Origin of the sequence: Bacillus sp. FSL K6-2861 (assembly GCF_038630725.1) — a bacterium.
In the GTDB taxonomy this organism is placed as follows: domain Bacteria; phylum Bacillota; class Bacilli; order Bacillales; family Bacillaceae; genus Bacillus; species Bacillus velezensis.
This window is the reverse complement of sequence record NZ_CP152037.1, coordinates 880,993-900,305: the sequence shown is the minus strand read 5'-3', so window position 1 is coordinate 900,305 and position 19,313 is coordinate 880,993. Positions and strand designations below refer to the sequence as shown.

Genomic DNA, 19,313 nt, shown 5'->3' with positions numbered 1-19,313 from the left:
TCGGATACCGCCTTTAAAAAGTATTTGTTATCTAAAAAATGAAAACGCACCGTATAACACAACGGAGATCCCCGCGGCGATAAGCGCCGGAACAATCTTCGAACGGGCATACTTCACAACATCGATTCCCAACACCGTACAGGTTGTCACCGTATTATCACTGAGAGGAGAAGCAAACGCTCCAAATGTTCCGCTCGCAAACACGGCCCCGATCGCTAATAATAAGCTGGTATGTGACTGAACCGCCAGCGTTACGCCGAGCGGCATTAATAGCCCCCAAGTCCCCCAGGATGACCCGATAAAATAGGATATAACAGCCCCCAGTATAAAAAGAGACGGCGCAATAAACATATGAGGGATCCATGACGTTAAATGAGAAGTAACATATTTCGAGAATCCCAGATCTTCAGATACTGCTGTTACGGCCCAAATCAGCGATAACATAATAATAACGTTGACCAATTCGTTTCCGCCCTTAATAAAATGGGTAACAAGCTCGCCTGCATGAAAACGCTGAAACATAAAAAGAGCAAATGCTGCAATAACCGCTGCCAATAATGCGGTTAACATGACGCCAAGCATATCGCTTTTGATAAAAGCATTCAAAAACCCTTGTGCTTTTGAATGGCCGTCCCACCAACTGAGAAAGAGTGTTAATAGCAAAAACAGCCCGATCGGAATGATTAAATTCCACGGCCGAATCGGTGTTTCCTTAATATAAGCACGGTGCGCCGAATCCAGCTCCTCCTGCTGGTCAGCATGATCATCACTTTCGAACATTCCCGTATGTTCACCGTGAATATCTGAGATCGTCCCTGTTTCCATGTTGAATGAACCTGAGCCTTTTGAAAGCAACACACCGCTGTTCCGCGGAATCGGTTCCGTATTTTTGTTATGTTTGCGAGCAGAAGTTTGTCCTTTTCTGTTTTTTCTAAGCTTTCGTCCGCTTTTTGTTTCTTAAAAAAGCAGTAATAAATTCCGACTACTATAATCACAATGGAGAAAAAATTGAAGGGAATACTTTTCACATACACCGTGTAAGCCGGCTGATCTATTCCTGACGTTTTGAGGGCCTGTCCGATAATGGAAACCATGTAGCCGACAAATGCCGTTGCTATCGGAATCAAGGCAATGACAGGGTTTGCCGTAAACTCAATGGCATACGCAATTTTCTGTTTCGACAGGTCCAGACGCTTGCTTAAAGCTTTCATGATCGGTGCAATTGTGACGATGCGAAAGTCCGGTTCACTGAACGTGCCAAATGTCGACAGCCATGCAAGCAGCATCGCACCTTTTTTGGTTTTAACTTTTTTACTGATCAAATGGACGAATCCTTTTATCCCGCCGGTCAGCTTTATAATCCCCACAAGGCCGGCAAATGAATATAGAAAAACAATGATTCTAATATTATTGGTGACGACAATGTTGCTGATTACATATTGAACCATATGTTCAATCCCGCCAAGCAAGCTGGGATGCAAAAGATAGCTTCCGACCAGCAAACCGACAAACAGACCGGACTGCACTTGCTTTGTAATGATTGAAATGGGAATGACCAGAATAAATGGGATAAGACAAGCCCAAGTCCCTTCCATAAAAAACACCTCTTTCAAAGAACTTCTTGTTAGTATCTTTGAAAAAAGCGTATTTATACAATCTGCACGCGTATCATGTTTTCACAAGCCTTGGAGGATATTTTCACACAACAAAAAAGGCTTCTACAATATGTAGAAGCCTTTGTATACCGGTGGCCGGGGTCGAACCGGCACTCCAGAAGGAACACGATTTTGAGTCGTGCGCGTCTGCCAATTCCGCCACACCGGCATGTAATGCGTCGTGTTCAACCGACGTATATAAATATAACATGTATTTCATAAAACGTCAACGGTTTTAGCAAAGTTTTTTAAATGGTAATGCAGTATATACGATACAAGCAAGAAACTTATATTGATGGTCATTACGTTTTTATTATATAAAAAAAGTGATCTGCAATATGCAAATCACTCTCATATATGTTTTATAATGTGAAAACTGATGACCAATTTAACATAGTTCGTTCAAAGTTAAATTGGTGCCGAGGGCCGGACTTGAACCGGCACGGTAGTCACCTACCGCAGGATTTTAAGTCCTGTGTGTCTGCCAATTCCACCACCCCGGCAATAGAAAGGCGACACCCGGATTCGAACCGGGGATAAAGGTTTTGCAGACCTCTGCCTTACCACTTGGCTATGCCGCCGTAATTTGGAGCGGAAGACGGGATTCGAACCCGCGACCCCCACCTTGGCAAGGTGATGTTCTACCACTGAACTACTTCCGCAACATGTAAAAGAACTTAATACATCTTATGCTGTTGTTTTTTAAAAAATGCAACTGGGCTAGCTGGATTCGAACCAACGCATGACGGAGTCAAAGTCCGTTGCCTTACCGCTTGGCTATAGCCCAATGATAAAATGGGGCGATTGATGGGAATCGAACCCACGAGTGCCAGAGCCACAATCTGGTGCGTTAACCACTTCGCCACAACCGCCATAATCTGAAGATGAATAAATAAAATAGTGGCAGGGGCAGTAGGAATCGAACCCACACCGGAGGTTTTGGAGACCTCTGTTCTACCGTTAAACTATGCCCCTATTTAAAATGGTGGAGGGGGGCAGATTCGAACTGCCGAACCCTGAGGGAGCGGATTTACAGTCCGCCGCGTTTAGCCACTTCGCTACCCCTCCATCATTTAGAGTGCCGGCCAGAGGACTTGAACCCCCAACCTACTGATTACAAGTCAGTTGCTCTACCAATTGAGCTAGACCGGCAAATGGTGGCTCGGGACGGAATCGAACCGCCGACACACGGATTTTCAGTCCGTTGCTCTACCAACTGAGCTACCGAGCCTTTTTATAAATGGCGGTCCGGACGGGACTCGAACCCGCGACCTCCTGCGTGACAGGCAGGCATTCTAACCAACTGAACTACCGGACCATTTTTTTGGTTGCGGGGGCAGGATTTGAACCTGCGACCTTCGGGTTATGAGCCCGACGAGCTACCGAACTGCTCCACCCCGCGATGATAATGGTGGAGGATGACGGGCTCGAACCGCCGACCCTCTGCTTGTAAGGCAGATGCTCTCCCAGCTGAGCTAATCCTCCATCATATAAGTGACCCGTACGGGATTCGAACCCGTGTTACCGCCGTGAAAGGGCGGTGTCTTAACCGCTTGACCAACGGGCCCTGGTATTTTTTCGTTTGTTATGTATTGATAATTAGTGGCGGAGAGCAAGGGATTCGAACCCTTGAGACGGGGTTACCGCCTACACGATTTCCAATCGTGCTCCTTCGGCCACTCGGACAGCTCTCCATAAATGGCTCCGCAGGTAGGATTCGAACCTACGACCGATCGGTTAACAGCCGATAGCTCTACCACTGAGCTACTGCGGAATGAAGTCTGCCTGGCGATGTCCTACTCTCACAGGGGGAAACCCCCGACTACCATCGGCGCTGAAGAGCTTAACTTCCGTGTTCGGCATGGGAACGGGTGTGACCTCTTCGCCATCATCACCAGACATTTTAGTGACATGTATTATTATACTATGTATTTCAGAAAAAGCAAGAGTTTTTTTAAAAAAATTCTCTCAAAACTAGATAACAGTAAGCATACATTCAAATTGGTTAAGTCCTCGATCGATTAGTATCTGTCAGCTCCATGTGTCGCCACACTTCCACCTCAGACCTATCAACCTGATCATCTTTCAGGGATCTTACTTCCTTGCGGAATGGGAAATCTCATCTTGAGGGGGGCTTCATGCTTAGATGCTTTCAGCACTTATCCCGTCCGCACATAGCTACCCAGCGATGCCCTTGGCAGAACAACTGGTACACCAGCGGTGCGTCCATCCCGGTCCTCTCGTACTAAGGACAGCTCCTCTCAAATTTCCTGCGCCCGCGACGGATAGGGACCGAACTGTCTCACGACGTTCTGAACCCAGCTCGCGTACCGCTTTAATGGGCGAACAGCCCAACCCTTGGGACCGACTACAGCCCCAGGATGCGATGAGCCGACATCGAGGTGCCAAACCTCCCCGTCGATGTGGACTCTTGGGGGAGATAAGCCTGTTATCCCCGGGGTAGCTTTTATCCGTTGAGCGATGGCCCTTCCATGCGGAACCACCGGATCACTAAGCCCGACTTTCGTCCCTGCTCGACTTGTAGGTCTCGCAGTCAAGCTCCCTTGTGCCTTTACACTCTGCGAATGATTTCCAACCATTCTGAGGGAACCTTTGGGCGCCTCCGTTACCTTTTAGGAGGCGACCGCCCCAGTCAAACTGCCCACCTGACACTGTCTCCCCGCCCGATAAGGGCGGCGGGTTAGAAGGTCAATACAGCCAGGGTAGTATCCCACCGATGCCTCCACCGAAGCTGGCGCTCCGGTTTCCAAGGCTCCTACCTATCCTGTACAAGCTGTACCAACATTCAATATCAGGCTGCAGTAAAGCTCCACGGGGTCTTTCCGTCCTGTCGCGGGTAACCTGCATCTTCACAGGTACTATAATTTCACCGAGTCTCTCGTTGAGACAGTGCCCAGATCGTTGCGCCTTTCGTGCGGGTCGGAACTTACCCGACAAGGAATTTCGCTACCTTAGGACCGTTATAGTTACGGCCGCCGTTTACTGGGGCTTCAATTCGCACCTTCGCTTACGCTAAGCGCTCCTCTTAACCTTCCAGCACCGGGCAGGCGTCAGCCCCTATACTTCGCCTTACGGCTTCGCAGAGACCTGTGTTTTTGCTAAACAGTCGCCTGGGCCTATTCACTGCGGCTCTCTCGGGCTTGCACCCTAACAGAGCACCCCTTCTCCCGAAGTTACGGGGTCATTTTGCCGAGTTCCTTAACGAGAGTTCTCTCGATCACCTTAGGATTCTCTCCTCGCCTACCTGTGTCGGTTTGCGGTACGGGCACCTCTCACCTCGCTAGAGGCTTTTCTTGGCAGTGTGGAATCAGGAACTTCGCTACTATAATTCGCTCGCCATCACAGCTCAGCCTTCACGGGAAACGGATTTGCCTATTTCCCAGCCTAACTGCTTGGACGCGGATATCCAATACCGCGCTTACCCTATCCTCCTGCGTCCCCCCATTGCTCAAATGGTGAGGAGGTGGTACAGGAATATCAACCTGTTATCCATCGCCTACGCCTTTCGGCCTCGGCTTAGGTCCCGACTAACCCTGAGCGGACGAGCCTTCCTCAGGAAACCTTAGGCATTCGGTGGAGGGGATTCTCACCCCTCTTTCGCTACTCATACCGGCATTCTCACTTCTAAGCGCTCCACAAGTCCTTCCGGTCTTGCTTCACAGCCCTTAGAACGCTCTCCTACCACTGTTCGAAGAACAGTCCGCAGCTTCGGTGATACGTTTAGCCCCGGTACATTTTCGGCGCAGAGTCACTCGACCAGTGAGCTATTACGCACTCTTTAAATGGTGGCTGCTTCTAAGCCAACATCCTGGTTGTCTAAGCAACTCCACATCCTTTTCCACTTAACGTATACTTTGGGACCTTAGCTGGCGGTCTGGGCTGTTTCCCTTTCGACTACGGATCTTATCACTCGCAGTCTGACTCCCAAGGATAAGTCATCGGCATTCGGAGTTTGACTGAATTCGGTAACCCGGTAGGGGCCCCTAGTCCAATCAGTGCTCTACCTCCGAGACTCTTACCTTGAGGCTAGCCCTAAAGCTATTTCGGAGAGAACCAGCTATCTCCAGGTTCGATTGGCATTTCACCCCTACCCACACCTCATCCCCGCACTTTTCAACGTGCGTGGGTTCGGGCCTCCATTCAGTGTTACCTGAACTTCACCCTGGACATGGGTAGATCACCTGGTTTCGGGTCTACGACCACGTACTCAATTCGCCCTATTCAGACTCGCTTTCGCTGCGGCTCCGCATCTTCTGCTTAACCTTGCACGGGATCGTAACTCGCCGGTTCATTCTACAAAAGGCACGCCATCACCCGTTAACGGGCTCTGACTACTTGTAGGCACACGGTTTCAGGATCTCTTTCACTCCCCTTCCGGGGTGCTTTTCACCTTTCCCTCACGGTACTGGTTCACTATCGGTCACTAGGGAGTATTTAGCCTTGGGAGATGGTCCTCCCGGATTCCGACGGAATTTCACGTGTTCCGCCGTACTCAGGATCCACTCAGGAGAGAACGAAGTTTTGACTACAGGGCTGTTACCTCCTATGGCGGGCCTTTCCAGACCTCTTCATCTACCTCGTTCCTTTGTAACTCCGTACAGAGTGTCCTACAACCCCAAGAGGCAAGCCTCTTGGTTTGGGCTGGTCCCGTTTCGCTCGCCGCTACTCAGGGAATCGCATTTGCTTTCTCTTCCTCCGGGTACTTAGATGTTTCAGTTCCCCGGGTCTGCCTTCTCATATCCTATGTATTCAGATATGGATACCACTCCATTACGAGTGGTGGGTTTCCCCATTCGGAAATCTCCGGATCAAAGCTTGCTTACAGCTCCCCGAAGCATATCGGTGTTCGTCCCGTCCTTCATCGGCTCCTAGTGCCAAGGCATCCACCGTGCGCCCTTTCTAACTTAACCGTTAAAAAGAATCACTACGTGATATCTTGCATTACTAATTGAATGTGAATTACTTCTGTTATCTAGTTTTCAAAGAACAACGCATAGGACATGCTAACACATGCGTTGCCACAGGAAGTGGCGCATTTAGCAGGTGTTCCTATGTTTTGAAGGAATGATCCTTCAAAACTAAACAAGACAGGGAACGTTCTGTTTATAAGACCCAAGGTCTTATATTCCGTTAAAATCCTTAGAAAGGAGGTGATCCAGCCGCACCTTCCGATACGGCTACCTTGTTACGACTTCACCCCAATCATCTGTCCCACCTTCGGCGGCTGGCTCCATAAAGGTTACCTCACCGACTTCGGGTGTTACAAACTCTCGTGGTGTGACGGGCGGTGTGTACAAGGCCCGGGAACGTATTCACCGCGGCATGCTGATCCGCGATTACTAGCGATTCCAGCTTCACGCAGTCGAGTTGCAGACTGCGATCCGAACTGAGAACAGATTTGTGGGATTGGCTTAACCTCGCGGTTTCGCTGCCCTTTGTTCTGTCCATTGTAGCACGTGTGTAGCCCAGGTCATAAGGGGCATGATGATTTGACGTCATCCCCACCTTCCTCCGGTTTGTCACCGGCAGTCACCTTAGAGTGCCCAACTGAATGCTGGCAACTAAGATCAAGGGTTGCGCTCGTTGCGGGACTTAACCCAACATCTCACGACACGAGCTGACGACAACCATGCACCACCTGTCACTCTGCCCCCGAAGGGGACGTCCTATCTCTAGGATTGTCAGAGGATGTCAAGACCTGGTAAGGTTCTTCGCGTTGCTTCGAATTAAACCACATGCTCCACCGCTTGTGCGGGCCCCCGTCAATTCCTTTGAGTTTCAGTCTTGCGACCGTACTCCCCAGGCGGAGTGCTTAATGCGTTAGCTGCAGCACTAAGGGGCGGAAACCCCCTAACACTTAGCACTCATCGTTTACGGCGTGGACTACCAGGGTATCTAATCCTGTTCGCTCCCCACGCTTTCGCTCCTCAGCGTCAGTTACAGACCAGAGAGTCGCCTTCGCCACTGGTGTTCCTCCACATCTCTACGCATTTCACCGCTACACGTGGAATTCCACTCTCCTCTTCTGCACTCAAGTTCCCCAGTTTCCAATGACCCTCCCCGGTTGAGCCGGGGGCTTTCACATCAGACTTAAGAAACCGCCTGCGAGCCCTTTACGCCCAATAATTCCGGACAACGCTTGCCACCTACGTATTACCGCGGCTGCTGGCACGTAGTTAGCCGTGGCTTTCTGGTTAGGTACCGTCAAGGTGCCGCCCTATTTGAACGGCACTTGTTCTTCCCTAACAACAGAGCTTTACGATCCGAAAACCTTCATCACTCACGCGGCGTTGCTCCGTCAGACTTTCGTCCATTGCGGAAGATTCCCTACTGCTGCCTCCCGTAGGAGTCTGGGCCGTGTCTCAGTCCCAGTGTGGCCGATCACCCTCTCAGGTCGGCTACGCATCGTCGCCTTGGTGAGCCGTTACCTCACCAACTAGCTAATGCGCCGCGGGTCCATCTGTAAGTGGTAGCCGAAGCCACCTTTTATGTCTGAACCATGCGGTTCAAACAACCATCCGGTATTAGCCCCGGTTTCCCGGAGTTATCCCAGTCTTACAGGCAGGTTACCCACGTGTTACTCACCCGTCCGCCGCTAACATCAGGGAGCAAGCTCCCATCTGTCCGCTCGACTTGCATGTATTAGGCACGCCGCCAGCGTTCGTCCTGAGCCAGGATCAAACTCTCCGATAAAGTAGTTTGACTGACTACGCACATCACTGTGCGATTTATTTAAAACTTTGAATTAACAGGTACGTTTTGTCTTGTTTAGTTTTCAAAGATCATCTCAACCTCATCTTGAGGCGACTTTTTCAGTATAACATTTCAGCGATTTGCTGTCAAATGTTTTTTGTTTTTATTTCTCCGCCGCTGTGAGCTTTTTGTTGAAGCGCATCAGCGACGTTTAATAATATACCATGCCTATGATTCAGCGTCAACACTTTTTTTGAAAGAATATCCTCGATGATATACTTCCTGCCCTTTGGTCTCTATTTGAGATACTTCAACAAAGCCTTTTTCCGTCAGGTAATCAAGCATAACACCAAGATCTTGGGTGAAGTGCACCAGTTCAGGGTGCTGAAGCAATTCTCCAAACTGCCACATTTCTTTTTCTTTCATCACTTGAAAAAGGTGGGCAGAACCGATTTCAGCTTTTGAATGGATGAGAAAATCATTTGCTAAGAATAATAATTCGAGCCTTTTCTCCAAACTTTCGTGACTCTCGACAAGTTCGGAATATAGCTTATATACCTGCGGCTCAATGTGACGGACCTGGTTCCAGACTGTCGTTTCGGGATAAAATCCCCGGTCAATCACTTCTATGCGGGCCAAGTGGTGAAGAGCATGCACTACCGCATAATATGCATCCAGAAAATGATCAGCTTCAAAAAACGCTTTTCCTTCTACAAATCTTCTGATCAGCTTGCCGTATTCCATTCCGATCTTTAATTTCCGCTCGGCGAAAGGAAAAGTGCTGAGCCGGTCATTGAGTTCAGATATATATTCATTGCGGTCAAACAGTACTTTGCCGTTGATGATCCAATCTATGACTCTTCTATTGGTCCCAAGCAGAATCCATTCCTGAAGCAGAGCATCCGTTACAATATGTAAAGAAGCGGTTTTTTGTTCGAATTCATAATGCTTTATAAAAAGAGGTTCATCAGCCTGTTTGACAATGACAAGCATGACCGCATCAAAGTTATCCGTGATGGATGATGCTTTACTCCTTCTCTCAATCATAAGGACGGCCAGCGTATCGGGATGACTTGCTCTTTCTTGGTAAATTGGACGGAGAAGATTGTCCATTACGATTCCTCCAATGCGATTGTTTCACTAGCTATTGTTTCTACATTTCTATGATAAAACATGAAAGTCCTTTTTTCTAAACACATTGCACTATTATAACAAATTTCCTTTCAGGTGCCATATTTATTCTTCCCTTTTCTTACGAAAACATGAAGAATATGCCATCTGTTTTGTGCTATAGTTAAACGGGAGGGGGATGGACATGGCGAAATACTCAAGCAAAATTAATAAGATCAGAACGTTTGCGTTAAGTTTGGTTTTCGTTGGGTTTATCATTATGTACATCGGGCTGTTCTTTAAGCAGTCTGTTTTGCTTGCCAGCTTGTTTATGATTCTCGGCCTGCTGTCGATCGGGCTCAGCACCGCCGTTTATTTTTGGATCGGCATGCTGTCCACAAAAGCGGTCCGGGTGATGTGCCCCGCTTGCGAGAAAGAAACGAAGATTCTGGGCAGAGTGGATATGTGCATGCATTGCAGAGAGCCGCTTACATTGGATAAAGGATTGGAAGGCAAAGCGTTCGATGAGTCTTATAACAGAAAAAACAGTGTAAAATAAACGAAGCTGACCGTATCAAAGCGGTCAGCTTCGTTTAGTGGTTTTCTTTTTTGGAACATTCTTGGCAGACGCCGTAAATCTCCAAACGGTGGTGGCTTACCTTAAACCCCGTGACGTGAGCCGCAAGCTGTTCCACTTCGTCAAGCCCGGGATAGTGGAAGTCTACGATTTTTCCGCAGCTTTCACAAATGGCGTGATAATGGTCAGAGGTGACAAAGTCAAATCTGCTGGACGCATCTCCGTACGTCAGTTCCTTTACAAGCCCCGCTTCCCGGAATACACGCAAATTGTTATACACTGTCGCAACACTCATATTAGGGAATTTCCCTTCCAAGGCTTTATATATATCGTCCGCTGTCGGATGTGCCATAGAATCCACGAGATATTCCAGAATGGCATGACGTTGAGGAGTAATCCGGACTCCCGTATCCTTCAACGTGTCTAAGGCTTCTTTTAATTCATGTGCAGCCATCCGTCATGCACCTCTCTTCTAAAAAAGATTCTTACTTTATAATGTTTATAATTAGTGTACATCTTTTTCCGGTCTCCTGTCAAATGTAATCTGAAGAAACCCCCGTGAGTTCAGCATTTGTCCATTAATTAGACGCAATTTGTTCCAATTCGCGAAGCGCCTCGGCAACGTGATCTTTCACTTTTACCTTTCTCCACTCCTTCACAAGACGGCCTTCTTTATCTAACAAAAAAGTGGATCGCTCGATACCCATATATTCTTTCCCAAAATTCTTCTTCAGCTTCCACACATCAAAAGCTTCCGCCAGTTTGTGTTCATCGTCAACGAGGAGCTGGAAAGGAAGATCGTGTTTTTGCTTAAATTTTTCGTGTTTATTACGGCTGTCAGGGCTTACTCCGATAATAACCGCATCAAGTCCCGCGAAACTTTCGTGCTGATCACGGAAATCACATGCTTCCGTCGTGCACCCGGGTGTCATGTCTTTCGGATAAAAATAGAGAACGACGTACTTCCCTTTAAAATCCGTCAATGCTACTTCTTCCCCGCTGTCATTCACTAATTTCATATCCGGTGCTGTTTGTCCGATTTCAATCGTCATTTCTTATACCTCCGGGTTTTTTATTAAGCGTATCCAATTCACGTTAAGATTACAACCGTTATCCTCCCGCTCTTTTCTGGAAGCATGAACCGTTGTGCTCGCAATGAAGCATGCTACAATAGAACATGATGTAAGGAGATATTAGGAGGGTCATTTTTTGTATACAAAATCAGTTGAACTTCATAAGGAAGCGTTAGAGCATATCGTCGGAGGCGTGAACAGCCCGTCCAGATCCTATAAAGCGGTAGGCGGCGGTTCACCCGTTGCGATGGAAAAAGCGAACGGCGCTTATTTCTGGGATGTAGACGGGAATCAGTATATCGATTATTTAGCGGCTTACGGCCCGATTATTACCGGACATGCCCATCCGCATATAACTGAAGCGATTAAAACAGCGGCTGAAAACGGCGTGCTGTACGGGACGCCGACCAAACATGAGGTCACTTTCGCCAAAATGCTGAAGGAGGCCATTCCTTCACTTGATAAAGTACGATTCGTAAACTCAGGCACTGAAGCGGTAATGACAACGATCCGGGTTGCACGCGCTTATACAGGCCGGACAAAAATCATTAAATTCGCCGGCTGCTATCACGGCCATTCTGATCTCGTACTTGTCGCTGCGGGTTCCGGTCCGTCTACGCTCGGCACTCCTGATTCCGCCGGCGTGCCGAAAAGCATCGCCAATGAGGTGATTACCGTTCCTTTCAATGATATTGAAAGCTACAAAGCCGCGCTGGATAAATGGGGTTCGGAAATTGCAGCGGTTCTCGTCGAGCCGATCGTCGGCAACTTCGGCATCGTTGAACCTGAAGAAGGATTTTTAGAACAGGTAAATGAATTGACCCATAAAGCGGGCGCGCTCGTCATTTATGATGAAGTGATCACGGCGTTCCGTTTTATGTACGGAGGCGCGCAGGATCTTCTTCAAGTGAAGCCTGATTTAACGGCGCTCGGTAAAATTATCGGGGGCGGCTTGCCGATCGGCGCTTACGGAGGCAAAAAAGAGATCATGGAGCAGGTTGCTCCGCTCGGCCCGGCATATCAAGCCGGCACAATGGCTGGAAACCCGGCATCTATCCTATCAGGCATCGCCTGCCTGGAAGTGCTGAAGGAAGAAGGCGTTTATGAACGGCTTGATGAGCTCGGCGCCAGACTTGAGCAAGGCATTCTCGCCCATGCGGAGACACATGGCATTACCATCACCGTCAACCGTTTAAAAGGCGCGCTCACGGTTTACTTCACTGGTGAAAAGATCGTCAATTACGAGCAGGCGGAAAATACGGACGGAGAAGCATTCGCCAAGTTCTTCAAGCTGATGCTTGAGCGCGGCATCAATCTCGCTCCATCGAAGTATGAAGCTTGGTTTATCACAACCGCACATACTGAAGAGGATATCGACGCCACTTTACAAGCCGTTGAAGATGCGTTCAGACATATGAAAAAATAACTGCTGAAACAAGCGGGAGCCCAGGGCTTCCGCTTTTTCTTTTTGTCCGATTTGTGAGATAATGGTTTTTTCAAAAAAAGACCTTGAATAATTGGTATGATCCCTGTATATTACTTTATTGTTTAGCAAATCAGCCAACAGGGAAATGTAAGTGTCAGCCGTTCGTTCGGCACATAATTTATTAGAGAAAGGAATGCACGCACAAACCAATGAAACTTGGTGCCCGCATTTTAAAAACAGGGATTGCGATTACGCTCGCGCTCTACTTAGCATCATGGATCGGACTTCCGTCGCCGATCTTTGCCGGGATTGCAGCTATATTTGCCATACAGCCCTCTATTTACAGGTCTTTTCTTATCATTATTGATCAGGTTCAGGCAAATATCATCGGCGCTGTCATCGCTACGGCATTCGGACTGATTTTCGGACCGAGTCCGATTATGATCGGATTGACCGCAGTGATTGTCATCACGATCATGTTAAAACTGAAAATTGAACACACCATTTCGATTGCGCTCGTGACGGTTATCGCAATTTTAGAAACACCGGGAAACAGCTTCCTGACGTTCGCTCTGATACGAACAAGCACCGTTATTTTAGGCGTGCTGTCTTCTTTTATTGTGAACCTTGTGTTTCTTCCGCCGAAATACGAAACGAAGCTGACTCATCATACGGTTGAATATACCGATGAGATCATGAAATGGATCAGGCTGACGATGCGTCAGTCCACGGAACACTCGATATTGAAAGAGGATATTGAGAAGCTGAAGGAAAAGATGATGAAGCTTGATCATACGTACCTTCTTTATAAAGAGGAGAGAAGCTACTTTAAGAAAACGACGTATGTAAAGTCGCGCAAGCTTGTATTGTTCAGACAGGCGATTATTACGGCGAATCGGGCGCTTGATACGCTGAAAAAGCTGCACCGCTATGAAAACGAGATTTATCATATGCCGGAGGAATTTCAGGAGACGCTGACAGAAGAAATTGATTATCTGCTTCATTGGCACGAAAGGATTCTGATGCGGACGGTCGGCAAGATCAAACCGCATGATGACGATGCTGAAGAAAGCATAAGATATAAACAGCTTTTGACGAAGTCTTTCTTGAAAAATCAGCAGAACTGCGAGGATGAACTGCTTGATTACAATATGCTCAGCATTATGGCTGCGGTTGCGGAATACCGTGAGCAGCTGGAACATCTCGATACACTGATTACGAGTTTCCAGACATACCACCCGAAAGACAGCGAACTAGAAACAGACGATGATGAGTAACCCGGTGCTTCCGTAAAACCGGGTTTTTTTGCATTCAAAAAAACGTATGCCGCCCATTCGGACGGCATACGTTTTTGTATCAGTTCAAATTCTGAATCGTAAATAAGTGTCTGTACTGGCCGCCTTGGGCCATTAATTCCTCGTGCGTGCCGGTTTCGACGACGGCGCCGTTTTCCATGACGACAATTTTATCCGCGTGCGTAATCGTGGACAGCCTGTGGGCGACGATAAATGTCGTCCGGTTTTTGGCAAGCTTTTCCATCGCTTCCTGAATGTAGTGTTCACTTTCCAGATCAAGAGCCGATGTCGCTTCATCCAAGATTAACAGCGGCGGATTTTTTAAGAATACACGCGCGATGGAAATCCGCTGTTTCTGCCCGCCTGACAATTTGACGCCCCGTTCGCCGACTTTGGTTTCATAGCCTTCGGGGAAGTTCATAATAAATTCATGGGCATTTGCCGCTTTCGCAGCCGCAACCACCTCATCCAGAGACGCTCCCGGTTTACCGATGGCGATATTTTCACGAATCGTCTCACTGAACAGAAACGTATCCTGAAGCACCATTCCGACTTGATTGCGGAGGCTTCTCGCTTCATAATCGCGAATATCTGTGCCGTCAATCAGCAGGCTGCCGCCGGATACATCATAAAAACGCGGTATGAGGCTGACAAGCGTCGATTTACCGCCGCCGCTCATCCCGACGAGCGCGACGGTTTCCCCTTTTGTCACCTTTAAGGAAACGTCCTGCAAAATCGTTTCTTTTCCTTCCTCATAACGGAACGAGACATTTCGGAATTCAACTTCGCCCTTAATGCCGTCAGCTTTTACTGCATTCGGTTTATCAGTCAGTTCATACGGCTCGTCGATAAATTCAAATATGCGGTCCATTGAAGCGATCGACTGGGTCAGCGTCGTCGATGAGTTGATCAATCTTCTGACCGGATTGTACATTCTGTCAATATAGCCGACGAACGCAACCATCGTCCCTACCGTCAGCGGACCGTTTATGACAAAATAACCCGCAAACGCGATAACGAGCAGCGGCGCCAAATCCGTAATGGTATTCACGACTGCAAACGTTTTTGCGTTCCAATTCGTATGACGGATCGCTCTGTCCAGAAAATGTCCGTTTTTTTCATCAAAATTGGCTTGTTCATAATCTTCAATGGCAAAACTTCTGATGACGGGCATCCCCTGAACTCTTTCGTGCAAATGTCCCTGAACTTGGGCGAGTGCCTGAGAACGCTCACGTGTCAGTTTTCGGAGGCGGCCGTAAAAGTATTTCACTGAAATTCCGTATAACGGAAACAAAATGACAGATATCAATGTCAGCTTAACATCGAGTGTAAACATAATGCAGATGACGATCAGCACCGTCATCATATCAAGCCAGATATTCATCAGTCCCGTTATGACAAAGTCTTTTGTCTGTTCGACATCATTTATCACCCGGGAAATGACTTCGCCCGTTCTCGTGTTGGCATAAAACCTCAGGCTCAATTTTTGAATATGATCAAACAATACCCCCCTGATATCATAGAGCACCCGGCTGCCCGTCCATTGCGCGAAGTATTGCCGATAGTACTCTACCGGGGGACGCAGAATTAAAAACAGCACGAACATGATGCCCATTATCGTGAATAGCGATGATGTTTTAGCGCTTGCCGTTCCGCTCCCTTGAATAATGTCATCGACCACGTATTTTAACAGCAGCGGGAGAGCCAGCGGGATGGAGAATTTTATGATGCCGATTAACACTGTGATAAAAATTTGTTTTTTATAAGGTTTTACAAATTGCATATAGCGTCTGATTACGCCCACACTTTATCCCCCTCTCTCTTTAAGGCGTGTGAGCCCATGTGAAAAACCTGTTGACACCCCAACAGGTTTTTTATTGTATTCTTTATTTTGTATAGCGCAGATACCGTTCATACCACATATCAACAAATTCCGGAGCAAACGGTCCTTTCCGCTGATGAATCCAGTGCAGCAGCGTATTCAGATACTCCTTCAGAATGCTGTCGATCTCTTTAGGGTAATTCATTGATTTGCGGTGGTCATCGTATTCATCCTCGTCAAGAATGTTATACGTCATATCCGGAAACACCTTGACATCCAAATCGTAATCAATATATTTGATGGCCTCTCCGTCATAAGCGAACGGCGAGCTGATGTTGCAATAATAGTGTACCCCGTCATCTCTCAGCATTCCGATGACGTTAAACCACTGACGGGCATGAAAGTAGCAGATCGCCGGTTCTCTCGTCACCCACGTCCGTCCGTCGGATTCCGTCACCATTGTCCGGTCGTTGGCTCCGATGATACACAATTCCGTACTTTTTAAAATCGTCGTTTCATTCCAAATTCGATGAAGCAGCCCGTTATGCTTATAGCTGTGAATTTGAATGGTTTCTCCTTCCTTGGGATATCCCATATTTCTCCCCTACTTTCTGTAAAGCCCTGCAGTCAATGCAGCCGCAATTGCTTTCCGACAAGTCTTTTCACTATTATAACGTTACGAATTAAAAAATGAAAATAAAAGAACCACTCCGCTTCCGGAATGGCACATTCATTTCTGCACATAGGAAGACGGCTTTTCCGTGCTGCGATAAGACTGGATGACTTGCTCTGTCTGCCTTTGGAATAACTCCTGTATGCCGGCCAGATCTTTTCGCTTTGTCGCAATTTCGTCCTGTACATTGTCCAGCTTTGCATCTCTTTCCAGACTGATGAGTTCCGCTTCCACCTGGCGGCAGCGGTCAAGTTCTGACTGCAGCTCGAGAAGCTGATCCATGATTTTCATCTGTTCACTTACAAGCTTTTCAAACTCTGACATCGGGTTCCTCCTTAGGCTTTTAGGTTGATACTCCTTACCATTTCGATTTTCCGCCGGAAAACCCTTTGACTCATTCTGTAGAGGAATCACAAGTTTTGTCGTTTTGGCAACAAAAAAAAGCACTTCCATCCGAAGATGAAGTGCTTTTTCGTTTCAGTGATTAGCTGTTTTGTTGTTTGTTTTGTTCAGCAGATTGGTTTTGCTTTCTTACCTGCTGCACATCAGTTTCACTGCCGAATTCAGTGCCGAATTGACCCTGACCGGAAGCTGATTGCTGGTTTTGTTTTTTCACCTGCTGAACGTCTGTTTTGCTGAATTTTGAGTTTGCCATTGTTATCACCTCCACGCACTTTAGAATGCGCAGGAGACGATAAGGCTATTCATCTTTTTTTAAAACTTATACGAGCAGAGAACGTCCGCCGTCAATAATAATGGTCTGGCCGCGGATCATGTCCGCTTTTGAAGAAACTAAAAACTCCACCGTATCGATCATATCTTTAATTTCGACCATTCTGCCGGCCGGCGTATTTTGGCGGGCATCTTCCAGCAGTTCATCTCTGTTAGGGAAATGCTTCAGCGCGTCCGTATCAATCGCTCCGCCTGACACCGCGTTTACGATGATATTTTTCGAAGACAGCTCAACCGCCAGATAACGGGTTAACGATTCTAAAGCGGCTTTTGAGACTCCGACCGTCGTATAGTTTTCAAGATAGCGGATGCTGCCGAGCGAGCTGATGCTGACGATGTGGCCGCCTCCGTTTTTCTCCATCATCTTTGCCGCTTCCTGGGCGCAGAAAAGCAATGCTTTCGCATTGATATTCATCGTCCAGTCCCAGTGTGTTTCTTCGAGTTCCATGACCGGTCTCAGCACGCCTGAAGCCGCATTATTGACGAACACGTCCAGTCTGCCGAATGTTTCGTCAATCTGGCGGAACATGTCTTTGATTTTTGCCGGCTGGCCGACATTGGCTTTAATGACGAGCGTTTTAACGCCGAGTTTTTCAATTTCTTCGGCGGTTTCTAATGCCGCTTTTTTACTGCGGGCGTAATTGATGACGATGTTGTATCCTTTTTCCGCGAGTCTGATGGCGGCTGCTTTCCCGACGCCGCGGCTGCTTCCCGTGATCAGTGCGCATTTATTTTGTTCCATTTTTCCTCAGCTCCTTGCTGTGTATAGTTCTTTTCATTCAACAAACAATAAAAGCAATATGTGTTGAAAGGGGTCTTTTATATGTATGTCGGACGTGATATGGGCGAATTGGCCATGATGCCCAAAAAAGATTGGAGAGATTCAGAGCTCGCCTATTTCCATCATGCCTTCCAGCAAATTATGCCGTATTTAAACGAAGAAGGCCAGTCCAAATACCGGGAACTGATTCAGGAAATCGAAGCCCGCGGCGGACTGAAACGGAATGAAGCGGATTACGGCCACGGCACTCGCGTCAGCTATGACTGACGCTTTTTACAGGCGGCCGCTTTCTTCCGCCATTTTCCATATCTTTTGATAGGAAACGGGAAATGCGTATTCCTTGAGCTCCTCTTTTGTGACCCGTATGAATTCCGTTGTATCCGACACTTGTTTTACTTTACCGAAAAAGACCGAAATATTCCAGACGAGATGGGTGAAAACATGTTCTACGATGCCTTCCAGCTCCCCGATTTCAGCGGTTGTTCCCATCTCTTTTTCTAAATAGGCTTCAAGCTGCTCTCTTTCGGTTTTGATTCCTTTCTGGGTTTCGGTATTCGGAAACTCCCACAAGTTGGCGAGCAAGCCTTTTGGCGGCCGTTTATGAATATAGACATCGCCTTGATCGTCTGTCAGCACAACGGCTGCCATTGTTTTTATTCCGGGCTTTTTCTTTTTGCTTTTAACGGGCAGCTCCCGCTCTGTCCCTTCCGCAAATGCCGAGCAGTGCTTTTGTACGGGGCAAAGCAGGCAGGACGGCGATTTCGGGGTGCAGATGATTGCGCCGAGCTCCATTAAACCCTGATTGAATTCCGATGGTTTTTCATGAGAAATGAAAGCGGATACCGCCTGTTCGAAAATGGTTCTCGTTTTAGGTTTTGCGATATCGTCCCATATGGAAAGAATTCTCGACATGACACGCATCACATTGCCGTCTACGGCGGGAATCGGTTTGTTGTATGCGATGCTGAGCACGGCGCCTTTTGTATAAGGGCCGACGCCTTTCAGTCCGCCAAATTCCTTTTCCTCGGCAGGGACGACTCCCCCGTACCGCTCATGCACTTCTTTTACGGCACTTTGCAGATTTCTTACACGGGAGTAATAACCTAGCCCTTCCCAGGCTTTGAGCACTTTTTCCTCATCGGCTTCAGCGAGCGCCGAAACGGTCGGAAATTGCTCAACAAACCGCCGGAAATAAGGGATAACGGTTTCTACGCGCGTCTGCTGCAGCATCACCTCTGACACCCACACCCGATACGGGTCCTGATTTTCTCTCCACGGCAGAATTCTCTGTTCTCTTTCGAACCATGTAATTAAGTCCTCGCGAAATTTGTCTATATCTTTTTGTTTCATTTTTTCTTCAAGTGCGTTCATATCTTCTCCTCAGATGTTTCGGGTTCCGCTTTTCTTGACACCGTATTTTGGTGTAAACTTGGGGCACGTTACGATAATATGTTA

At 47.6% G+C, this 19,313-nt stretch carries 13 protein-coding genes, 16 tRNA genes, 3 rRNA genes and 1 pseudogene; 4 read left to right on the top strand and 29 right to left on the bottom strand.

All coding sequences use genetic code 11. The features are described 5' to 3' along the window. Nucleotides 1-27: 27 nt before the first annotated feature. The 21 genes and pseudogenes from NYE62_RS04455 to NYE62_RS04355 all read right to left on the bottom strand — a co-directional run bounded on the left by NYE62_RS04455 (nucleotide 28) and on the right by NYE62_RS04355 (nucleotide 9,482). Nucleotides 28-1,595 (bottom strand): annotated as a pseudogene (locus NYE62_RS04455) (Na+/H+ antiporter NhaC family protein). A 147-nt stretch (nucleotides 1,596-1,742) separates the two neighbouring features. Then, nucleotides 1,743-1,824: transfer RNA gene (locus NYE62_RS04450), tRNA-Leu, on the bottom strand. A 245-nt stretch (nucleotides 1,825-2,069) separates the two neighbouring features. Next, nucleotides 2,070-2,158 (bottom strand) — tRNA-Leu (locus NYE62_RS04445). Between the two features lie 7 nt (nucleotides 2,159-2,165). After that, nucleotides 2,166-2,236: transfer RNA gene (locus NYE62_RS04440), tRNA-Cys, on the bottom strand. Nucleotides 2,237-2,242: 6 nt separating this feature from the next. Continuing rightward, a tRNA-Gly gene (locus NYE62_RS04435) sits at nucleotides 2,243-2,317 on the bottom strand. Between the two features lie 53 nt (nucleotides 2,318-2,370). After that, nucleotides 2,371-2,442 (bottom strand) — tRNA-Gln (locus NYE62_RS04430). Nucleotides 2,443-2,451: 9 nt separating this feature from the next. Next, nucleotides 2,452-2,527, bottom strand: a tRNA-His gene (locus NYE62_RS04425). 29 nt (nucleotides 2,528-2,556) lie between these two features. Continuing rightward, nucleotides 2,557-2,630 (bottom strand) — tRNA-Trp (locus NYE62_RS04420). An 8-nt stretch (nucleotides 2,631-2,638) separates the two neighbouring features. Beyond that, a tRNA-Tyr gene (locus NYE62_RS04415) sits at nucleotides 2,639-2,723 on the bottom strand. An 11-nt stretch (nucleotides 2,724-2,734) separates the two neighbouring features. Next, a tRNA-Thr gene (locus NYE62_RS04410) sits at nucleotides 2,735-2,807 on the bottom strand. Between the two features lie 3 nt (nucleotides 2,808-2,810). Next, nucleotides 2,811-2,886 (bottom strand) — tRNA-Phe (locus NYE62_RS04405). A gap of 10 nt (nucleotides 2,887-2,896) precedes the next feature. Beyond that, nucleotides 2,897-2,973, bottom strand: a tRNA-Asp gene (locus NYE62_RS04400). Between the two features lie 7 nt (nucleotides 2,974-2,980). Then, nucleotides 2,981-3,057: transfer RNA gene (locus NYE62_RS04395), tRNA-Met, on the bottom strand. Between the two features lie 7 nt (nucleotides 3,058-3,064). Next, a tRNA-Val gene (locus NYE62_RS04390) sits at nucleotides 3,065-3,140 on the bottom strand. Nucleotides 3,141-3,150: 10 nt separating this feature from the next. Further along, nucleotides 3,151-3,222, bottom strand: a tRNA-Glu gene (locus NYE62_RS04385). A gap of 36 nt (nucleotides 3,223-3,258) precedes the next feature. Beyond that, nucleotides 3,259-3,349: transfer RNA gene (locus NYE62_RS04380), tRNA-Ser, on the bottom strand. Between the two features lie 5 nt (nucleotides 3,350-3,354). Then, nucleotides 3,355-3,429 (bottom strand) — tRNA-Asn (locus tag NYE62_RS04375). A 9-nt stretch (nucleotides 3,430-3,438) separates the two neighbouring features. Next, nucleotides 3,439-3,554, bottom strand: a 5S ribosomal RNA gene (gene rrf, locus NYE62_RS04370). A gap of 102 nt (nucleotides 3,555-3,656) precedes the next feature. Beyond that, nucleotides 3,657-6,586 (bottom strand): 23S ribosomal RNA (locus tag NYE62_RS04365). A gap of 233 nt (nucleotides 6,587-6,819) precedes the next feature. Beyond that, nucleotides 6,820-8,369, bottom strand: a 16S ribosomal RNA gene (locus NYE62_RS04360). The 16S, 23S and 5S rRNA genes sit together here with 16 tRNA genes alongside, the layout of an rRNA operon. A 228-nt stretch (nucleotides 8,370-8,597) precedes the next feature. Next, the gene (locus NYE62_RS04355; RefSeq protein ID WP_007408569.1) at nucleotides 8,598-9,482 is read right to left on the bottom strand and encodes a nucleotidyltransferase-like protein; all 885 of its coding nucleotides are present in this window, start codon (nucleotides 9,480-9,482) and stop codon (nucleotides 8,598-8,600) included. Nucleotides 9,483-9,684: 202 nt separating this feature from the next. On the opposite strand from NYE62_RS04355, the gene NYE62_RS04350 reads away from it, so the two are divergent. Further along, nucleotides 9,685-10,038, top strand: a complete 354-nt coding sequence (locus NYE62_RS04350; RefSeq protein ID WP_007408568.1) for a YgzB family protein — start codon at nucleotides 9,685-9,687, stop codon at nucleotides 10,036-10,038. A gap of 34 nt (nucleotides 10,039-10,072) precedes the next feature. Here NYE62_RS04350 and perR read toward each other — a convergent pair whose 3' ends face one another. Both perR and bcp read right to left on the bottom strand, forming a co-directional pair. After that, nucleotides 10,073-10,510 carry a peroxide-responsive transcriptional repressor PerR gene (gene perR, locus NYE62_RS04345; protein WP_003155465.1) on the bottom strand — a complete coding sequence of 146 codons (438 nt, stop codon included), beginning with the start codon at nucleotides 10,508-10,510 and terminating at the stop codon, nucleotides 10,073-10,075. A 124-nt stretch (nucleotides 10,511-10,634) separates the two neighbouring features. Further along, nucleotides 10,635-11,108: a thioredoxin-dependent thiol peroxidase gene (bcp, locus tag NYE62_RS04340; RefSeq protein ID WP_342497262.1), complete on the bottom strand. Its 474-nt coding sequence runs from the start codon at nucleotides 11,106-11,108 to the stop codon at nucleotides 10,635-10,637. Nucleotides 11,109-11,265: 157 nt separating this feature from the next. On the opposite strand from bcp, the gene NYE62_RS04335 reads away from it, so the two are divergent. After that, nucleotides 11,266-12,555 carry a glutamate-1-semialdehyde 2,1-aminomutase gene (locus NYE62_RS04335; protein ID WP_061861288.1) on the top strand — a complete coding sequence of 430 codons (1,290 nt, stop codon included), beginning with the start codon at nucleotides 11,266-11,268 and terminating at the stop codon, nucleotides 12,553-12,555. Nucleotides 12,556-12,764: 209 nt separating this feature from the next. Beyond that, a complete protein-coding gene (locus NYE62_RS04330; RefSeq protein ID WP_039252280.1) occupies nucleotides 12,765-13,832 on the top strand; it encodes an aromatic acid exporter family protein in 1,068 nt (355 codons plus the stop codon). A 79-nt stretch (nucleotides 13,833-13,911) separates the two neighbouring features. Here the strand turns inward: NYE62_RS04330 and NYE62_RS04325 are convergent, their stop codons facing one another. The 5 genes from NYE62_RS04325 to fabL form a co-directional block, all read right to left on the bottom strand. Next, nucleotides 13,912-15,654 (bottom strand): ABC transporter ATP-binding protein, encoded by a 1,743-nt coding sequence (locus NYE62_RS04325; RefSeq protein WP_014417243.1) that lies wholly within the window; start codon nucleotides 15,652-15,654, stop codon nucleotides 13,912-13,914. Between the two features lie 82 nt (nucleotides 15,655-15,736). Next, nucleotides 15,737-16,267 carry a DUF402 domain-containing protein gene (locus tag NYE62_RS04320; protein ID WP_003155475.1) on the bottom strand — a complete coding sequence of 177 codons (531 nt, stop codon included), beginning with the start codon at nucleotides 16,265-16,267 and terminating at the stop codon, nucleotides 15,737-15,739. A gap of 135 nt (nucleotides 16,268-16,402) precedes the next feature. Next, nucleotides 16,403-16,669, bottom strand: a complete 267-nt coding sequence (locus NYE62_RS04315) for a YgaB family protein (RefSeq protein WP_003155476.1) — start codon at nucleotides 16,667-16,669, stop codon at nucleotides 16,403-16,405. A 160-nt stretch (nucleotides 16,670-16,829) separates the two neighbouring features. Further along, entirely contained in the window at nucleotides 16,830-17,000 is a 171-nt protein-coding gene (locus tag NYE62_RS04310; RefSeq protein WP_032870737.1) for a gamma-type small acid-soluble spore protein, read from the bottom strand. A gap of 66 nt (nucleotides 17,001-17,066) precedes the next feature. Continuing rightward, a complete protein-coding gene (gene fabL / locus NYE62_RS04305; RefSeq protein WP_032870733.1) occupies nucleotides 17,067-17,819 on the bottom strand; it encodes an enoyl-[acyl-carrier-protein] reductase FabL in 753 nt (250 codons plus the stop codon). An 81-nt stretch (nucleotides 17,820-17,900) separates the two neighbouring features. On the opposite strand from fabL, the gene NYE62_RS04300 reads away from it, so the two are divergent. Beyond that, the gene (locus NYE62_RS04300; RefSeq protein WP_007408563.1) at nucleotides 17,901-18,125 is read left to right on the top strand and encodes a hypothetical protein; all 225 of its coding nucleotides are present in this window, start codon (nucleotides 17,901-17,903) and stop codon (nucleotides 18,123-18,125) included. 6 nt (nucleotides 18,126-18,131) lie between these two features. On the opposite strand, the gene mutY is transcribed toward NYE62_RS04300, so the two are convergent. Continuing rightward, entirely contained in the window at nucleotides 18,132-19,229 is a 1,098-nt protein-coding gene (gene mutY / locus NYE62_RS04295) for an A/G-specific adenine glycosylase (protein ID WP_144664958.1), read from the bottom strand. Nucleotides 19,230-19,313 lie beyond the last annotated feature (84 nt).

Excerpts from the sequence above, each read along its gene's own strand:
- NYE62_RS04320 (WP_003155475.1), bottom strand. The coding sequence starts at position 16,267 with ATGGGATATCCCAAGGAAGGAGAAACCATTCAAATTCACAGCTATAAG.
- NYE62_RS04330 (WP_039252280.1), top strand. The coding sequence starts at position 12,765 with ATGAAACTTGGTGCCCGCATTTTAAAAACAGGGATTGCGATTACGCTC.
- bcp (WP_342497262.1), bottom strand. The coding sequence starts at position 11,108 with ATGACGATTGAAATCGGACAAACAGCACCGGATATGAAATTAGTGAAT.
- NYE62_RS04310 (WP_032870737.1), bottom strand. The coding sequence starts at position 17,000 with ATGGCAAACTCAAAATTCAGCAAAACAGACGTTCAGCAGGTGAAAAAA.
- NYE62_RS04355 (WP_007408569.1), bottom strand. The coding sequence starts at position 9,482 with ATGGACAATCTTCTCCGTCCAATTTACCAAGAAAGAGCAAGTCATCCC.
- perR (WP_003155465.1), bottom strand. The coding sequence starts at position 10,510 with ATGGCTGCACATGAATTAAAAGAAGCCTTAGACACGTTGAAGGATACG.
- NYE62_RS04315 (WP_003155476.1), bottom strand. The coding sequence starts at position 16,669 with ATGTCAGAGTTTGAAAAGCTTGTAAGTGAACAGATGAAAATCATGGAT.
- fabL (WP_032870733.1), bottom strand. The coding sequence starts at position 17,819 with ATGGAACAAAATAAATGCGCACTGATCACGGGAAGCAGCCGCGGCGTC.
- NYE62_RS04300 (WP_007408563.1), top strand. The coding sequence starts at position 17,901 with ATGTATGTCGGACGTGATATGGGCGAATTGGCCATGATGCCCAAAAAA.
- mutY (WP_144664958.1), bottom strand. The coding sequence starts at position 19,229 with ATGAACGCACTTGAAGAAAAAATGAAACAAAAAGATATAGACAAATTT.
- NYE62_RS04350 (WP_007408568.1), top strand. The coding sequence starts at position 9,685 with ATGGCGAAATACTCAAGCAAAATTAATAAGATCAGAACGTTTGCGTTA.